We start from the raw sequence: 15,154 nt of genomic DNA, 5'->3' as shown, positions 1-15,154 counted from the left end.
GCTCCGCCGCCCAGGTCGGGTGGCAGCCGATCTAGCACGGCGGGTCGGCGCGGACGCAAGCCACAAGCTTGGCAACAAGGTGAAGGTAAGCCATTGTCAAGCTGGGCTGTATGGGATGACTGTCTTGAGACTGTTGGTCTTGGCCGCCGCAGGTTGCGCAGTTCTGGCGTTGGGCAGTTGCGCCACCATGAGCGCGGAACAATGCATGGCCGGCGACTGGTCGGGCCAAGGCTATGCCGATGGCGCGTCCGGCCTGAGCATGAGCCGGTTGAGCGAACACTCCGAGGCCTGCGCGAAACACGGGGTGACGCCGGACGCCTCGGCCTATTCCGCCGGGCGCGAGCAGGGGCTGGTGCGATACTGCACGCCGACAAGCGGGTTCCAGGCGGGACGCTCTGGGTCGGGCTATGGCGGGGTGTGCCCGTCCTATCTGGAGGCCGACTTTCTGCCGGCCTATCGGGACGGTCAGATCGTCCACGAAGTGGTGACCGCGCTGGCCAACGCCCGGAGCCGGGTGGAATCCCTCGGCGACCGGCTGGAGGAGCTGGACGACAAGATCACCGCCAAACAGGCCGAGGCGCGTGAAGAGGGGCTGACCGACGAACAGCGCGACGTGATCCGCAACCGCATCCAGGAAATCCGCCGCGAGCGGGCGGATACCGAGCGCGACTGGCATCGGGCCCAGGACGCAATCGACGATGCCGAGCGCGACGTCCGGGATGTACGCTGGCGGTTCCAGAGCCAGTATGGCGGCTGGTGAGGTTGCGGCGGATCAGGCTCGAGTAAACGGTCAGGACCCAGCCGCTGGTGAAGCAGCCGCCATCTCTGGTCGGCGGGCGCTGGACGATGGCGTTGTGAAGGCCGGATCGGATCGCCCCGTCAGTCGATCGGCTCGATCAGGCCGGTCACGGTCAGGCGGCGGATCAGTTCTTCAGCCTGGTCCTCGCCGAGGTCTTCGCGCGTGAACGGATCCCCGGACAGGGCGCGTTCGATCACCGCGCGTGGCGCCCGGCTGAAGGTCAGGTCGCCGCCGGGAGCGATCAGGCGCAGACCCCCATCTTCATCGAGCAGGCGCCACAACGAGGGACGGGCCCGATAGCAGCCCCCCGGAGGGCGAGACGCCCCTTCCACGGCGCCCAGAACATCCGGTTCACGCGACCGAATGAATTGTTCCGTCAACAGATCGAGCGCGCCATCGAGCCGGGCCTGCGCCGGGAGGTCGGCGACAAGAGCGCGAAAACGATCGCGCGTGATCGTTCGATCAAAATCACGGTTGGCGAAGCCGGGCGGCAGACCCCGGCGGAAGGCAGGATCGTTGACGCAGACCTCCGATATCGCCTCCAGCATCAGATCCGCCCAAGTGCGGACCAGCAGGCCGCACGTGATGTGGAGAGAAGCCGCATCGCCGGACGCCGAGGCGTCGTGCATCAGGCCGCGAGGCAGATAGGCGCAATCGCCCGCTTTCAGGACAAAACCATGAACGGGTTCGCCGACAGGGTGCCTGTCGGCCTCGAACCGTTCGCCGCGATAGGGCGACGCGACCGGTCGGTCGTAGAGCCGCCAGGTCTTTTCGCCTTCGATCTGCAGGACGAAGACGTCGTGGTTGTCATAGTGGGTGTGGAAGCCCTGTGAGCCGGGTGGGGTCAGGTAGATGTTGGTCTGCACGTGGCAGGAGAACACCTGTTCCACCGCCCGGCAGAATGCGGCCAGGGCGATATCGGACTGATGCAGCTGGTTCAGGATCACGGTGGCGCCGCGGCGGTAAAGGCGGGCGACTGCAACCCGGTCGATCGCGCCGTTATCAGACACAAAATCGGACAGCTCCACCGACCGGCTCGAATCGGCAATGCTGAGCATGCCTTCGCGCAGATCCAGTTCGGCGATCTTGCGATCCACCGCCGCGATCGACAACAGGGCCCGGAAGCGGTCCGGCGCGCCATGATGGACGATGACGGGGTCGCGCTCGTAGGCGCCGGTCAGAAAGCCGTCCGCCGCCTCGCCAAGCAGCCAGTTCAGCGGTTCGTTCAAGCGATTTTCGGTCGGGTCCGTCACGCGCGGTCGGAGCTTGCTAGCCGCGGCGGCCGGAGCTGGACCGGTCGTCGGGGTCGGAATCGGTCCCGCTCCGGCCCGAGCCGGGGCTGTCGGTGGTGTCGGAATCCGTTACGCCGCTTCGCCCGCCTCGGCCGCCCCCGGATTCGTCGCTGGTGTCGGAGTCAGTCGCGCCCGTCCCGCCGCCTCGACCGTGGCCGGACCTGTCGGTGCTGTCGGCGTCCGTTACACCGGTCCGTCGGCCGCGGCGTCCCTGACCGGCGGTGTCGGTGGCGTCGGAATCCGTGATGCCGCTCGGACCCTCTCGTCCGCGTCGATGGGCCCCTCGACCCTGGTTGATCTCGTCGCCGCTGTCGGAATCCGTGATGCCCGTGTTGCGGCCTTCACTGACCCGATCCGAAGGGTCGCTGTCAGTCGTCCCCGCGCCACGGCCTTTACCGAGGGCGTCCTGCGGGTCGGAATCCGACGTCCCTCCCCGGCCTGCGTTGACCGCGTCATGGCTATCGGCGTCGGTGCGGCCAGTGTAGCCGTGGCCTGGGGTTGTGGCGCAGCCCGTGACGGTCGCCATCGCGCCGCCAGCCACCACGGCGCCGCCGACCACCCGCGCCATGAAGGAACGGCGATCCAGTCGCTTTCTGTCGGACATTGCGTCTCCCCCTTCGAACCCGCGCTTCCCCAGTTGGAACTGTTTGCCCCACGCGCTCAAAATATCGCGGGTAGGTCAAGGGAAAAACCGGGCCTCCGGCTTTCGAAGCGGGGCCCGTCGGTCAGCAGGCGATGAAGAACGCCACCGCGGCGAGCGCCTGGCGCAAGGCGCCGCGTCAGGCCGCTTTCGAGGCGGCCGAACCGAACTGCGGGTTCAGCTCGCCCTTCGCATAGCGTTGGGCCATCCGGGCCGTGGACAGGGGCCGGATCTTCGATGCCTGGCCCTCGCAGCCGAACTGCACGAACCGCTCCTGACACAGTTTGCGCATCGCCTCCTTGGCAGGCTTCAGCCAGGCGCGGGGATCAAACTCGCCCGGCTTTTCCATCAGCAGTTTGCGGACCGCGCCGGTCATGGCCATGCGGTTGTCGGTGTCGATGTTGATCTTGCGCACGCCGTGCCTGATGCCGCGCTGGATTTCCTCGACCGGCACGCCCCAGGTCTGGGGCATCTGGCCGCCGTACTGGTTGATGATGTCCTGAAGATCCTGCGGCACCGACGATGAGCCATGCATCACCAGATGGGTGTCGGGCAGGCGGCGGTGGATCTCCTCGATCACATTCATGGCCAGCACCTCGCCGTCCGGCTGGCGGCTGAATTTGTAGGCCCCGTGGCTGGTGCCCATGGCGATGGCGAGGGCGTCGACCTGGGTTTCGCGGACGAAGTCCACGGCCTGGTCCGGGTCGGTCAGAAGGGCGGAGTGATCCAGCTTGCCCTCGAAGCCGTGGCCATCCTCGGCCTCGCCCATTCCGGTCTCCAGCGAGCCCAGAACGCCCAATTCGCCCTCGACCGAGACGCCGCAAGAGTGGGCCATCTGGACCACGCGGCGGGTGACGTCGACATTGTATTCGTAGCTGGCGGGGGTCTTGGCGTCCTCTTCCAGCGAGCCGTCCATCATCACCGAGGTGAAGCCGTACTGGATGGCGGTGGCGCAGGTGGCGGGGCCGTTGCCGTGGTCCTGGTGCATGCAGACCGGGATGTGCGGATAGAGTTCGGCGAGGGCGTCGATCAGCTTGGCCAGCACGATGTCGTTGGCGTAGCTGCGGGCGCCGCGGCTGGCCTGGATGATGACCGGGGCGTTGACCGCCTCGGCCGCCTCCATGATCGCCAGCCCCTGTTCCATATTGTTGATGTTGTAGGCGGGCAGGCCGTAGTCGTTCTCGGCCGCGTGGTCGAGCAGCTGTCGCAGCGTGATGCGCGCCATGGGTGGTGTCTCCGTAAGCCCCGATATTCGGCCGGTGGTTTAGCGCCGGATAAGCCGGAAGTCACGCAATGTAACAACCATTCTTCCCCCGGGAGCGGAGCGACAGGGGGAGGGGGACCGCGAAGCGGTGGAGGGGGCCGGCCTTGGCGCCGGCGGTTGCGGCCCGCCCCCTCCACCATCCTTCGGATGGTCCCCCTCCCCCGATGGGGGGAGGACTTGCGGCGTCAAGCCCGCAGAGCTTCTACCCCCGGCAGAGGCTTGCCCTCCATCCACTCAAGGAAGGCGCCGCCCGCGGTGGAGACGAAGGTCATGTCGTCGGCCACGCCCGCATGATGCAGGGCCGCGACCGTGTCGCCGCCGCCGCCGACCGCGACGAGCACGCCGGCCTTGGCCAGGGCGGCCGCATGGTGGGCGACCGCGACGGTGGCCACATCGAACGGCGGCACTTCGAACACCCCCAGCGGACCGTTCCAGATGAGCGTCTTCGACGCCGTCAGGGCGTCCACCAGACGCGCGACGGTCGCCGGACCAGCGTCGAGGATCTTGTCCTCGGCCGACAGCGGCTGGCCGGCGACGACGGGGCGGGCGGCTGCGCCGGGCCTGACTTCGGTCGCTACGACGAAGTCCACGGGCAGCAGAATCTCGCAGCCCCGCGCCTTGGCCTCGGCGAGGATTTCGAGGGCCGTGTCGGCCATGTCGCGCTCGGCCAGCGAGCCGCCGATATCGATCCCCTGGGCAAACAGGAAGGTGTTGGCCATGCCGCCGCCGATGGCGAGGCGATCCAGCTTGCCGACAAGGTTCTTCAGCAGATCCAGCTTGGTCGAGACCTTGGCCCCGCCGACGATGCCCAGCACCGGCTTCTGCGGATTGCCGAGCGCCGCGTCGAGCGCGTCCAGCTCGCGGCGCATGGACTCGCCGGCGTAGGCCGGCAGCAGGCGGGCGATTCCTTCGGTCGAGGCGTGGGCGCGGTGGGCGGCGGAGAAGGCGTCGTTGACGTAGAGGTCGCCGAGCTCGGCCAGCTGTTTGGCGAAGGCGGGGTCGTTGGCCTCCTCGCCCCCGTGGAAGCGGACGTTTTCCAGCAGGATCACCCCGCCCAGGGGCAGGTCGGCGATCATGGCCTTCGCCTCATCGCCCACGCAGTCGGTGGCGAACCGGACGGGTGCGCCGAGCAGGCGTTCGAGGTCATCGACCACCGGCCGCAGGCTCATCGAGGGCACGACCTTGCCCCTGGGCCGGTCGAAATGGGCCAGCAAGGCGACCCGGGCGCCGGCGTCGCGCAGTTTGTTGATGGTGGGGATGGCGACGCGCAGGCGGGTGTCCTCGGTGACCCTGCCGTCCTCCATCGGGACGTTGAAGTCCACGCGAACGAGGGCGGTCTTGCCGGCGAGGTCGCGGGCGTCGTCGAGGGTGCGGAAGGTCATGGGTGAGTCCGAATATAGAGGGTGTCCGACGTATCGGGATCGACCGCGTGGACCACATCTGAGGTCCGTAAGAAGTCGATTTTTTCTCCGGCCATATCGGGAGAAATGTTGAGCGTCATGTGTTCCCACGCGTCGCCCATGTCACGGCCAGCGGCGCAGTTGAAGGCCCGAACAACCCTGCCGTCAGCGAGCTCAAGCAGGGTCAGGCAGCCATCACGGCTTTCCAGAAGCTCGACCAGTTCGATTCCGCGCCCTGGAAGCATGTCGCCTGGTCCCTGATCTTGGTACCGGGCGCCCCGCATCAGATCAGCTTGCTCATCACCAGCGCCGTATCCGCCATCCGCGTCGCGAAGCCCCATTCGTTGTCGTACCAGGTCAGGACGCGGGCCAGTTTGCCGTCGACGACCTGGGTCTGGGGCAGGGCGGCGGTGGACGAGGCGGCGATGTGGTTGAGGTCGGTCGAGACGAGGGGCTCGTCTGTGGTCGCAAGCACGCCCTTCATCGGGCCGTCGGCGGCGGCTTGCAGCGCGGCGTTGATCTCGTCCACCGTGACCTCGCGGCCGGCCACGACCTTCAGATCGACGACCGAGACGTTCGGGGTCGGGACGCGGATCGACGAGCCGTCCAGCTTGCCCTTCAGTTCCGGCAGAACCAGGCCGAGGGCCTTGGCGGCGCCGGTCGAGGTCGGGATCATCGAGAGGGCGGCGGCGCGGCCCCGGTACAGGTCCTTGTGCATCGTATCCAGCGTCGGCTGGTCGCCGGTGTAGCTGTGGATCGTGGTCATATAGCCGCGCTCGATGCCGAACAGGTCGTGCAACACCTTGGCGACGGGGGCCAGGGCGTTGGTGGTGCAGGAGCCGTTGGAGACGACGATGTCGTCGGCCGTCAGGGTGTCGTGGTTGACCTTGTAGACGATGGTCTTGTCAGCGCCGTCGCAGGGGGCCGAAACCAGCACGCGTTTGGCGCCGGCGGTCAGGTGGGCCGAAGCCTTCTCCTTGGTCGTGAACAGGCCGGTGCATTCGAAGGCGATGTCGACATTCAGCTCCTTGTGGGGAAGCTTCGACGGATCGCGCTCGGCCGTGACCTTGATCTTGCCCAGGCCGACGTCGATCCAGTCCGCGCCGGTTTCGACCGTGCCCGGGAACCGGCCGTGCACCGAATCGTAGCGCAGCAGGTGGGCGTTGGTTTCGACCGGGCCCAGATCGTTGATCGCCACCACCTCGATGTCGCGCCGGCCATGCTCGATGATCGAGCGCAGGACGAGGCGGCCGATGCGGCCGAAACCATTGATGGCGACGCGGACGGTCATGGGGCGGTCTCCGAAGTAGCGGTGTTGAGATTTGGCGCTTCAATGAAGCCGGCGGGCGCGAGGATCAACCCCGCGCCTGTAACAAGGCGTGATGGATTGTGACGCTTGCCATCAGTCGGTGCGGCGCGCGCGGGGGCGGGTCCTCCGAGGCGCCGGAGCAGAAGTGTTCGTGCACCGGATTGAAACACGACAGAATAATGAAGACTGATCCGCCTGCGACTTCGTGATTTGAAACGCGAATGCGGCGCCTTCTAATGGCGTCATGATCTTCGGACGCCTTCTCCGGATGCTGACGGCCTCAGCGGCGATGAGCCTTGCGCTCGTCGCCGTTCCCGCATCCGCATCCGATCCTGCCGCCCTACCGGCGGCGGCAGTCGCATCGGCTCCGGATCGTGAGCGTACGCGGATGAACCAGCGGGTCTTTGACCGCGTCTGGACCGAGGTCCGCAACCAGTACTACGACCCCGATCTTCACGGCGTGGACTGGAGCGCGGCCCGGCAGACCTGGCGTCCGGTCGCTTTGTTGGCGGTGGATGACCGAAGCCTTTACCGGGCTCTCGGCGGGATGCTGGACCTTCTGGACGATGACCACGCGGGCGCTTCGCCGCCTGCGGTCGCCCGCCGACAGGCCACGCTGCGTCAGCGCCGCGCCGCTATCGGCGTGTCCCTGAGGCCGGAGCTGGCCGGCGAAAGCTACCTCATCGAGGGGGTTCGCCCGGGTTCACCCGCCGCGGAGGCGGGGGTGGCGGAGGGGTGGCGGCTGATCACCGCCGAGGGCGCACCCTGGACTCCGGAGCAGGACCTCGCCGAGGGCCGCCCCGTGACGCTGGCCATGCTCGATGCCGAAGGCGAAAGCCGCTCCTTGACCCTCACCCCGCGGATGATGGACCCGGTCCCGGCGTTCGCCGCGGATCGCTCCAGGCCTGGCGTGCTGGTGCTGACCGTCGAAGGCTTCGAGTCCGGTCTGGGTCGGTGGATGGGCGAGCAACTGGCTGACTTGCCGCCGGACATCGACGTCGTCATTGACCTGCGCGGGAACCCCGGGGGGCTCCTCGCGGAAGCGGACGCGGTGCTGAGCTGCTTTTTGCCGCGGCAGCGGTTCTGGGCGACTCGTACAGGTCGGAGCGGTCGGCGCATCGAACTCAGGACTGCTGGAGGGTGCGGCGCATTGGACCGACCGATCGGGAATGACGTGGCCGTCCTCGTCGACGCCAACAGCCGCAGCGCCGCCGAACTGACCCCCGCCGCCCTGCAGGAGGCCCGGCGCGCGGTGGTGATCGGCGCGCCCACAGCGGGAGCGGTGCTGATCTCGCAGGAAACACGTTTGCCGGATGGCGGAAGGCTGAGTCTGAGCCGTGCGGACTTCATCACCTCGGGCGGAGTTCGGCTGGAAAAACGCGGCGTGACGCCCGACGTGGCCGCCCCCCGGACGCTGGAAGACCGCCGCGCCGGTCGCGATCCGGGACTGGACGCTGCCGTGGCGGCCCTGGCCGAACCACGCCTGGAACCGGCGACGGCGCTCCAGGCCGCGCCAGTGCTTTAGCCGGGGACGACGCGAACTCTCGACGCCGCCTCGCGGGCCCGTTCGCGCGCCTGTTCCACGGTTTCACCACGCGCCGTGGCCACGCCCATGCGGCGGCTGACATAGCTCTCCGGCTTGCCGAACAGGCGCAGGTCGGCGGTCGGCACCGCCAGGGCCTCGGCCACGCCCTCATAGGCGACGCCCACCGCGTCGATCCCTCCGTAGATCACCGCGCTGGCCCCGATGTCGTGCTGGCTGACGTCGACGGGCAGGCCGAGGATGGCGCGGGCGTGCAGGGCGAATTCGCTCATGGTCTGGGTGGCCAGGGTCACCAGGCCGGTGTCGTGCGGGCGGGGCGACACCTCTGAAAACCAGACATGGTCCCCCTTCACGAACAGTTCGACGCCAAACACGCCAAGGCCGCCTAAAGCATCGGTGACCTTGCGCGCGATGTCGTGCGCGCTGGCCAGGGCGGCGGGCGTCATGGCCTGCGGCTGCCAGCTCTCGACATAGTCGCCCTTGACCTGGCGGTGGCCGATAGGGGCGCAGAAGTCGGTCCGGGTTTGCCCGTCCGCGCCGATGGATCGGACGGTCAGCAGGGTGATCTCGAAGTCGAAGTCGATCCGGCCCTCGACGATCACCGTCGCCGTCTCCACTCGCCCGCCCGATTGCGCATGGGCCCAGGCGTTGGCGGCGTCCTCAAGCGTGTCAATCATTGACTGACCCTTGCCCGACGAAGACATCACCGGCTTGATGAAGACCGGCAGGCCGATCCGGTGCGCGGCCTCGGCCAGTTCTGCGGCGGATGTGGCGAAGGCATAGGGGCTGGTCGCAAGGCCGAGCTCTTCCGCCGCCAGCCGGCGGATGCCCTCGCGGTTCATGGTGAGCTGCGTCGCCCGCGCCGTCGGGATGACGGTCGCCAGTCCCGCCGCCTCGATCTGCGCCAGCACCTCGGTGGCGATGGCCTCGATCTCGGGCACGATGATGTGCGGCGCCTCGGCCATGATGACGCCGTTCAGCACCTGCGGATCGGTCATGGGGATGACGTGGCTGCGGTGCGCCACCTGCATGGCTGGCGCATTGGGATAGCGATCGACGGCGATGACCTCGGCGCCCAGCCGCTGCAGCTCGATGGCGACTTCCTTGCCCAGCTCGCCCGCGCCGAGAAGCATGACGCGCACGGCGCTGTCGGAGAGGGGTGTGCCGAGGCGGGTCATGTGCGGTCCTTTCAGGCGTGCTGGATCAGGTCCCAGCCGTTGCCATACAGATCGTCGAACACGGCCACGACGCCATAGGGTTCGCGGCGCGGCTCCTCGCGGAAATGGACCCCGGCGGCGAGGAAGGCCGCATGGTCGCGCTGGAAATCGTCCGTTTCCAGGAACAGCCAGATGCGGCCGCCGGCCTGGGCCCCGACCGTGGCGCCCTGGGCGTCGTTCGCGGCGCGGGCCAGCAACAGGGATGTCTGGCCGCCCTTCGGCGTCACGCGGACCCAGCGCTTGCCGCCGCCGCGGTCCGAGTCCTCGGTAAGGTCGAAGCCGAGCTTGCCGACATAGAAGGCGATGGCTTCGTCATAGTCCCGCACAAGCAGGCTGAAGGCGCCGATGTGGGGCACGGCTACAGCCGCGCCTTGACCGCCGCGACCACAGCCTCGGTGGTGATCCCGAACTTCTCGTACAGCACCTCCGCCGGAGCCGAGGCGCCGAAGCCGGTCATGCCGATGAAGGCGCCGTCCTCGCCGATGAACCGCTCCCAGCCCTGTTGGATGGCGGCCTCGACGGCGACGCGGACCGTGCCGCGGCCGATGACGCTGTCCTGGTATTTCTTCGGCTGCTGGAAGAAGAGTTCGAAACAGGGGACCGAGACCACCCGGGTTGGCGCACCTGCGGCTTCCAGCACCTCGGCGGCGGCGAGCGCCAGCGCCAGCTCCGTGCCGGTGCCGAACAGGGTCACCTTCGCCGCGCCCTTGGCGGCCCGGATCTCATAGGCCCCCTTGGCCGACAGGTTCTCATCCGAGGCGATCATGCGAACGGCCGGGGTCTTCTGCCGCGACAGGGCCATGGCTGAGGGCGCGGTCTTGTGCTCCAGCGCCGCCTGCCAGCACTCCATGGCCTCGACCGTGTCGGCGGGGCGGAAGACCAGCAGGTTGGGGATGGCGCGCAGGGCGGCGAGATGCTCGACCGGCTGGTGTGTCGGGCCGTCCTCGCCCAGGCCGATCGAGTCATGGGTCAGGACGTGGATGGCCCGCACCCCCATCAGGGCGCCGAGGCGGATGGCCGGGCGGCTGTAGTCCGAGAACACCATGAAGGTGCCGCCATAGGGAATGACCCCGCCGTGCAGCGCCATGCCGTTCATGGCCGCCGCCATGCCGAACTCGCGGATGCCCCAGTTGACGTAGCGACCCTCATAGGTCGGCGCGTCGAAGATCGGCGTGCCCTTGACGAAGGTGTTGTTCGAGCCGGTCAGGTCGGCCGAGCCGCCGATCAGTTCGGGGATGACGGCGAACAGTTCGTCCAGCGCCGCGCCCGACGACTGGCGGGTGGCCTGGGCCGGTTTCGTCTCGACCAGTTCGGCGATCCTCGCGTTCAGGGCGTCGAAGGCGTTCTTGGGCAGGTCGCCCTTCATGGCGCGCGTAAAGTCCGCCGCCTGGGACGAGGCGTTCAGCCGGGCTTCCCACGCCTTGCGGTCTTTCGAACCGCGCTTGCCGACCTTCTTCCACGCCTTGTCGACGGCTTCGGGCAGTTCGAACGGCTCATGCGCCCACGACAGACCCAGGCGGGTAGCGGCGATCTCGGCCGCGCCCAGGGCGGCGCCGTGCGTCTTGTGGCTGCCTTCCATGGTGGCGGCGCCGCGGCCGATCTTCGTCTTGCAGGCGATCAGGGTCGGCCTGTCCTGCCGCGTCGCCCACTGTAGCGCCGACTTGACGGCCTTCATGTCGTGGCCGTCGATGGCTTTGACGGCCCAGCCCGCGGCCTTGAAGCGGGCCTTCTGGTCGGTGGCGTCAGACAGGGACACCGCGCCGTCGATGGTGATCGAATTGTCATCCCACAGCACCGTCAGCTTGTTCAGCCGATAGCGGCCGGCCAGAGCGATGGCCTCCTGCGACACGCCCTCCATCAGGCAGCCATCGCCCGCGACGACCCAGGTGCGGTGATCGACGAGGTCGGCGCCGAACCTTGCGGCCAGATGCCGTTCGGCCATGGCGAAGCCGATGCTGTTGGCCAGGCCCTGACCCAGGGGACCGGTCGTGGTCTCGACGCCGGGCATATGGCCGAATTCGGGGTGGCCGGCGGTCTTCGAACCCCACTGGCGAAAGTTCGACAACTCTTCCTTCGTCGCCGCCTTGTAGCCGGTCAGATGAAGCAAGGCGTAGATCAGCATCGATCCGTGGCCGGCCGACAGAATGAAACGGTCGCGGTCGGCCCAGTCAGGGCGGCTGGCGTCGAACTTCAGGAATTTGGAGAACAGCACCGTGGCCACGTCGGCCATGCCCATCGGCATGCCGGGGTGGCCGCTCTTCGCCTTCTCCACCCCGTCCATGGACAGCACCCGGATGGCGTCCGCCATCTGCTTGGGTGTGGCCTTTGCGGATACGAATTTGGCGTCGGTCACGGGGAGGACCTTTCGTCGGGAAGCGGAAAAAGGGAGGCGCGCCGCTTTACCCCGACGCGTCGGCGGGTTCTATACGGATTCTGGAGGATGTGACCCGAATGGACGCTGCATCGGCCGCAAAGGACCGAGTCGACCGCGCGCTTGCGCTGCTGGAACGTCGCCTGCTGGATCTGAAGAGCCGCGCGGTGGGGACCAGTCGCGTGCCGGACGACGACCTGTTCGCGCCTGAACCCTCGACCGAGACCGATCGCGCGCGAATCCATGAGCTGGAAGCCGCGGGCCGCGACGCCGCCGAGGCCCTGTCTCACGCAGCCGACGCCATCCGCGACAGCCTGGCCGAACAGGAGGCCCGCTGATGGCGACAGTGACCGTCGAGATCAACGGCCGCCCCTATGCCGTGGGTTGCGCCGACGGGCAGGAGGAGCGCGTCCACATCCTGGCCAAACAGTTCGACGGCCATGTGCGCCAGGTGGCGGGGGAGGTCGGCCATGTCGGCGACATCCGCCTGTTCCTGATGGCGGGCCTGATGCTGGCTGACGAACTGCATGAGGTCCGGCTCGGCAATCCCGGCGCGTCCGCCCTGGCCGCCGCCGCAACAGGCGACGGAGTGGCCGAGGCGCTGAACGCCGTGGCCGCGCGGCTGGAGAAAATCGCCCAGGGACTGTGACGCCCGGCCATTGTTCCGCCCCGGCTTAGGGACTATCTTCCTCGATGGCGGGTCCTGCTGCGGCTCTCGTCGAAGGCAACATTTCCTTGCGACCTTAATTCACTCAAAGGGAGCTGTCCCTGATCAGGCCCGTGGGCCTGGGCATACGGCGCCCACCTGGCTACCCAGGTCGAGAGGATTTAAACGTCCTTCACGGTTCTTGCGGCGCCGCCAACCCATCCTTTCGGGAGCCCATGCGATGAAGCGCGGATGGTTCGGACCCAAGCTGTTCGGATGGGGCGCCTCCCCGGCGAGTTGGGAAGGCTGGGTCGCCACGCTCGTTTTCGTCATCGCGATGGTCGGCGTCAGTCTGCTGTTTCCGGGGGACACCGCCGTGGCCTGGACCGCTCGTGGCGCCGTGCTTGCCGCATACCTCGCCGTGGTCGTCCTGACCTTCAGTTCCAAGGCCCGGTCGCACCTCTGACCTCCATCGACAAACACGCGCTGAGAGCCGCGATGCGGGCCCGGCGCAAGCGTCTGGCCGGGCTGGACCCGGGCGCCGCAGGCCGCGCGGCCGAACAGGCGGGCGCCCTGCCGCCGGGGCGGATCGTCGCGGTCTATCGCGCCATCGGCTCCGAACTGGACGTCGACGCCCTGTCATTGGCGCTCAGCCGGGCGGGCCGCGAGCTGTGCCTGCCCGTGGTGGTGGAGCCGGATGCGCCCATGATCTTCCGCCGCTGGTCTCCGGGCGAACCGCTGGAGCTGGACGAGGCCGGCGTGCCCGCGCCCTTCCCGCTGGCCGAGATTGTCGAGCCCGACCTTATCCTGACGCCGCTGCTGGCCTTCGACGCCGAGGGCGGACGGTTGGGGCAGGGGGGCGGCTATTACGATCGGACCTTCGCCGCGCGGCCCGACGTCACCCGGATCGGCTTCGCCTACGCCGGGCAGGAGGTCGAGCGTCTGCCTCAGGAGGCGCACGACATCCGCCTGCATGGCGTTCTGACCGAGACCGGCTATAGACCCTTCGCATGAGACTGGCTTTTTTCGGTGATGTCGTCGGCAAGTCCGGACGGGACGGCCTGAGCGACCACCTGCCCGGCCTGAAGCGCGACCTGAAACTCGATTTCGTGGTGGTCAACGCCGAGAACGCCGCGGGCGGTTTCGGCATCACCGAAAACACCGCGCGCGAACTGTTCATGGCCGGCGCCGACTGCCTGACCCTGGGCAACCACAGCTGGGACCAGCGTGAGGCCCTGACCTATATCGTGCGCGAGCCACGGCTGATCCGGCCGCTGAACTATCCGCGTCTGATGGATGCGCCGGGCGCCGGAGCCAATCTGTTCGAGACCCAGTCCGGCAAGACGGTGCTGGTCATGAACGCTCTGGGCCGCATTCACATGGACGCCGTCGATGACCCGTTCGGCGCGGTCGAGAAGGAGCTGGCCGCCTGCCCGATGGGCATGGCCGCGGACGCCATCATCGTCGACATGCACGCCGAGGCCACGTCCGAAAAGATGGCCATGGGCCATTTCTGCGACGGCCGCGCCTCGCTGGTCGTCGGCACCCACACCCATGTGCCCACCGCCGACTGCCAGATCCTGCCCGGCGGCACAGCCTATCAGACCGACGCCGGCGGCTGCTGCGACTATGACAGCGTCATCGGCAATGAGAAGGAAGAGCCCCTGCGGCGCTTCACGACCCGGCTCTCAGGGGGCCGCTATGCGCCGGCCCACGGGCCGGCGACCATCTGCGGCGTCTATGTCGAGACGGACGACAAGACCGGACTGGCCACGCGGGTCGAGCCGATCCGGGTCGGCGGTCGACTGAGCCAGGCGGTTCCCGTTCTGGCTTGACTGAAAAGTTTACGTGCGTAATCTGCAAAGATTACAAACGTAGTCTGGAGGTCTCGCCGTGCGTCCATCCCTGTCTCCTGTCGTCGCCGGCCTCATGCTGGCGGCGGTCCCCATTGCAGCGGTCGCCGCGCCGCGTCTCACCCTGGCCGGCGTGTTCTCCGATGCCGACGAGACCATGCAGTTCCTGATGATCGCCCTCGTCGCGGCCTCGCTCGCCGCGATTATCGTAACCGGTCTGAAACTGGCGTCCGGAAAGCGGCTGAACGGCGGTTCGGCCTTTGTCTCGGCGCTTCGGCTGGGAGGCCCGCTGATGGGGCTGCTCGGCGCTGCCTTCGTCCTGCTGATGAGCTTCATCGGCATCGCCAATTTCGGACCGGTCCCCTTGCCGGTGCTGGCCCCTGGCTTCGCCGAGGCCGCCCTTCTGTTCCTGCTGGGATTGATCACAGGCGTCGTGGGCGTTGTCTGCCACTGGATCATCGAGGCGCGGATCGACCGGGCGGTGCTGCAATCCTGAATCCGGCGCGCATTTCGGTCACCCAGGCCGAGAGCGCGGTTCTCGCTGCGCTCTGGCGGCGCGGCCCGCTGTCCTTCGCCTCGTTGATCGAAGAGGTGAAGGCTGGCCATCCCTGGGCCGAGGCGACCATTAAAACCCTTCTGCATCGCCTGATGCAGAAGGGGGCTGTCCGCTCGCAGAAGGAGGACGGTCGCCAACGCTATCACGCCGTGATCGACCGGCTGGCCTATGTCGAGGGCGAGGTCCAGGACCTGCTGGACCGACTGTTCGACGGCAGGCCCGACCGTCTTGCGGCCCTGCTGGCGGACCGGCTGGACCTCTGAC

At 67.9% G+C, this 15,154-nt stretch carries 18 protein-coding genes and 1 other RNA gene; 10 read left to right on the top strand and 9 right to left on the bottom strand.

Annotated features, from left to right (window positions below; translation table 11 throughout):
• Nucleotides 1-124: 124 nt before the first annotated feature.
• On the top strand, nt 125-760 hold the full coding sequence (locus Q8K49_RS11875) for a DUF2799 domain-containing protein (RefSeq protein WP_305306286.1): 636 nt from the start codon (nt 125-127) through the stop codon (nt 758-760).
• Between the two features lie 119 nt (nt 761-879).
• Here Q8K49_RS11875 and Q8K49_RS11870 read toward each other — a convergent pair whose 3' ends face one another.
• From Q8K49_RS11870 to gap, 6 genes are all read right to left on the bottom strand, one after another.
• Nucleotides 880-2,028 carry a cupin domain-containing protein gene (locus tag Q8K49_RS11870; RefSeq protein ID WP_305306285.1) on the bottom strand — a complete coding sequence of 383 codons (1,149 nt, stop codon included), beginning with the start codon at nt 2,026-2,028 and terminating at the stop codon, nt 880-882.
• 40 nt (nt 2,029-2,068) lie between these two features.
• The gene (locus Q8K49_RS11865; protein WP_305306284.1) at nt 2,069-2,695 is read right to left on the bottom strand and encodes a hypothetical protein; all 627 of its coding nucleotides are present in this window, start codon (nt 2,693-2,695) and stop codon (nt 2,069-2,071) included.
• 175 nt (nt 2,696-2,870) lie between these two features.
• Complete coding sequence (gene fba / locus Q8K49_RS11860; protein WP_305306283.1) at nt 2,871-3,956, bottom strand: class II fructose-bisphosphate aldolase; 1,086 nt, start codon at nt 3,954-3,956, stop codon at nt 2,871-2,873.
• Nucleotides 3,957-4,180: 224 nt separating this feature from the next.
• Nucleotides 4,181-5,377: a phosphoglycerate kinase gene (gene pgk / locus Q8K49_RS11855; protein ID WP_305306282.1), complete on the bottom strand. Its 1,197-nt coding sequence runs from the start codon at nt 5,375-5,377 to the stop codon at nt 4,181-4,183.
• Nucleotides 5,374-5,640, bottom strand: a complete 267-nt coding sequence (locus Q8K49_RS11850) for a hypothetical protein (RefSeq protein WP_305306281.1) — start codon at nt 5,638-5,640, stop codon at nt 5,374-5,376. Before Q8K49_RS11850 ends, pgk begins: the two co-directional genes overlap by 4 nt.
• Before the next feature lie 38 nt (nt 5,641-5,678).
• The gene (gene gap / locus Q8K49_RS11845) at nt 5,679-6,686 is read right to left on the bottom strand and encodes a type I glyceraldehyde-3-phosphate dehydrogenase (protein ID WP_305306280.1); all 1,008 of its coding nucleotides are present in this window, start codon (nt 6,684-6,686) and stop codon (nt 5,679-5,681) included.
• A 406-nt stretch (nt 6,687-7,092) separates the two neighbouring features.
• On the opposite strand from gap, the gene Q8K49_RS11840 reads away from it, so the two are divergent.
• Nucleotides 7,093-8,229 (top strand): S41 family peptidase, encoded by a 1,137-nt coding sequence (locus Q8K49_RS11840; protein WP_305306279.1) that lies wholly within the window; start codon nt 7,093-7,095, stop codon nt 8,227-8,229.
• Here Q8K49_RS11840 and purT read toward each other — a convergent pair.
• The 3 genes from purT to tkt are packed head-to-tail and all read right to left on the bottom strand — an operon-like array spanning nt 8,226 to nt 11,772.
• A complete protein-coding gene (gene purT / locus Q8K49_RS11835; protein ID WP_305306278.1) occupies nt 8,226-9,425 on the bottom strand; it encodes a formate-dependent phosphoribosylglycinamide formyltransferase in 1,200 nt (399 codons plus the stop codon). The genes Q8K49_RS11840 and purT overlap by 4 nt on opposite strands.
• A gap of 11 nt (nt 9,426-9,436) precedes the next feature.
• Nucleotides 9,437-9,820: a VOC family protein gene (locus tag Q8K49_RS11830; RefSeq protein ID WP_305306277.1), complete on the bottom strand. Its 384-nt coding sequence runs from the start codon at nt 9,818-9,820 to the stop codon at nt 9,437-9,439.
• 2 nt (nt 9,821-9,822) lie between these two features.
• Nucleotides 9,823-11,772: a transketolase gene (gene tkt, locus Q8K49_RS11825; protein ID WP_305306449.1), complete on the bottom strand. Its 1,950-nt coding sequence runs from the start codon at nt 11,770-11,772 to the stop codon at nt 9,823-9,825.
• A 143-nt stretch (nt 11,773-11,915) separates the two neighbouring features.
• Between tkt and Q8K49_RS11820 the strand changes: the two genes are divergently transcribed.
• The 8 genes from Q8K49_RS11820 to Q8K49_RS11785 all read left to right on the top strand — a co-directional run bounded on the left by Q8K49_RS11820 (nt 11,916) and on the right by Q8K49_RS11785 (nt 15,153).
• Nucleotides 11,916-12,173: a hypothetical protein gene (locus tag Q8K49_RS11820; protein ID WP_305306276.1), complete on the top strand. Its 258-nt coding sequence runs from the start codon at nt 11,916-11,918 to the stop codon at nt 12,171-12,173.
• A complete protein-coding gene (locus Q8K49_RS11815; protein WP_305306275.1) occupies nt 12,173-12,484 on the top strand; it encodes a cell division protein ZapA in 312 nt (103 codons plus the stop codon). The genes Q8K49_RS11820 and Q8K49_RS11815 overlap by 1 nt, the downstream gene beginning before the upstream one ends.
• Before the next feature lie 51 nt (nt 12,485-12,535).
• A non-coding RNA gene (ssrS, locus tag Q8K49_RS11810) (6S RNA) lies at nt 12,536-12,696 on the top strand.
• 26 nt (nt 12,697-12,722) lie between these two features.
• On the top strand, nt 12,723-12,947 hold the full coding sequence (locus Q8K49_RS11805) for a hypothetical protein (RefSeq protein WP_305306454.1): 225 nt from the start codon (nt 12,723-12,725) through the stop codon (nt 12,945-12,947).
• Nucleotides 12,893-13,495, top strand: a complete 603-nt coding sequence (locus Q8K49_RS11800) for a 5-formyltetrahydrofolate cyclo-ligase (RefSeq protein ID WP_305306448.1) — start codon at nt 12,893-12,895, stop codon at nt 13,493-13,495. Before Q8K49_RS11805 ends, Q8K49_RS11800 begins: the two co-directional genes overlap by 55 nt.
• Entirely contained in the window at nt 13,492-14,316 is an 825-nt protein-coding gene (locus tag Q8K49_RS11795) for a TIGR00282 family metallophosphoesterase (protein ID WP_305306274.1), read from the top strand. The genes Q8K49_RS11800 and Q8K49_RS11795 overlap by 4 nt, the downstream gene beginning before the upstream one ends.
• Before the next feature lie 58 nt (nt 14,317-14,374).
• Nucleotides 14,375-14,830: a MotA/TolQ/ExbB proton channel family protein gene (locus Q8K49_RS11790; RefSeq protein ID WP_305306273.1), complete on the top strand. Its 456-nt coding sequence runs from the start codon at nt 14,375-14,377 to the stop codon at nt 14,828-14,830.
• On the top strand, nt 14,752-15,153 hold the full coding sequence (locus Q8K49_RS11785) for a BlaI/MecI/CopY family transcriptional regulator (protein ID WP_370867777.1): 402 nt from the start codon (nt 14,752-14,754) through the stop codon (nt 15,151-15,153). Before Q8K49_RS11790 ends, Q8K49_RS11785 begins: the two co-directional genes overlap by 79 nt.
• The last annotated feature ends 1 nt before the right edge of the window (nt 15,154 follow it).

Origin of the sequence: Brevundimonas sp., from assembly GCF_030682035.1 — a bacterium.
Lineage (GTDB): Bacteria > Pseudomonadota > Alphaproteobacteria > Caulobacterales > Caulobacteraceae > Brevundimonas.
This window is presented reverse-complemented; position numbering and strand designations above follow the sequence as displayed.

Bases quoted from the DNA above. Each gene is read 5' to 3' on its own strand.
- Q8K49_RS11865 (WP_305306284.1), bottom strand. From the start codon at position 2,695: ATGTCCGACAGAAAGCGACTGGATCGCCGTTCCTTCATGGCGCGGGTG.
- fba (WP_305306283.1), bottom strand. From the start codon at position 3,956: ATGGCGCGCATCACGCTGCGACAGCTGCTCGACCACGCGGCCGAGAAC.
- pgk (WP_305306282.1), bottom strand. From the start codon at position 5,377: ATGACCTTCCGCACCCTCGACGACGCCCGCGACCTCGCCGGCAAGACC.
- Q8K49_RS11850 (WP_305306281.1), bottom strand. From the start codon at position 5,640: ATGCTTCCAGGGCGCGGAATCGAACTGGTCGAGCTTCTGGAAAGCCGT.
- gap (WP_305306280.1), bottom strand. From the start codon at position 6,686: ATGACCGTCCGCGTCGCCATCAATGGTTTCGGCCGCATCGGCCGCCTC.
- Q8K49_RS11840 (WP_305306279.1), top strand. From the start codon at position 7,093: ATGAACCAGCGGGTCTTTGACCGCGTCTGGACCGAGGTCCGCAACCAG.
- purT (WP_305306278.1), bottom strand. From the start codon at position 9,425: ATGACCCGCCTCGGCACACCCCTCTCCGACAGCGCCGTGCGCGTCATG.
- tkt (WP_305306449.1), bottom strand. From the start codon at position 11,772: ATGGCGGACGCCATCCGGGTGCTGTCCATGGACGGGGTGGAGAAGGCG.
- Q8K49_RS11820 (WP_305306276.1), top strand. From the start codon at position 11,916: ATGGACGCTGCATCGGCCGCAAAGGACCGAGTCGACCGCGCGCTTGCG.
- Q8K49_RS11815 (WP_305306275.1), top strand. From the start codon at position 12,173: ATGGCGACAGTGACCGTCGAGATCAACGGCCGCCCCTATGCCGTGGGT.
- Q8K49_RS11805 (WP_305306454.1), top strand. From the start codon at position 12,723: ATGAAGCGCGGATGGTTCGGACCCAAGCTGTTCGGATGGGGCGCCTCC.
- Q8K49_RS11795 (WP_305306274.1), top strand. From the start codon at position 13,492: ATGAGACTGGCTTTTTTCGGTGATGTCGTCGGCAAGTCCGGACGGGAC.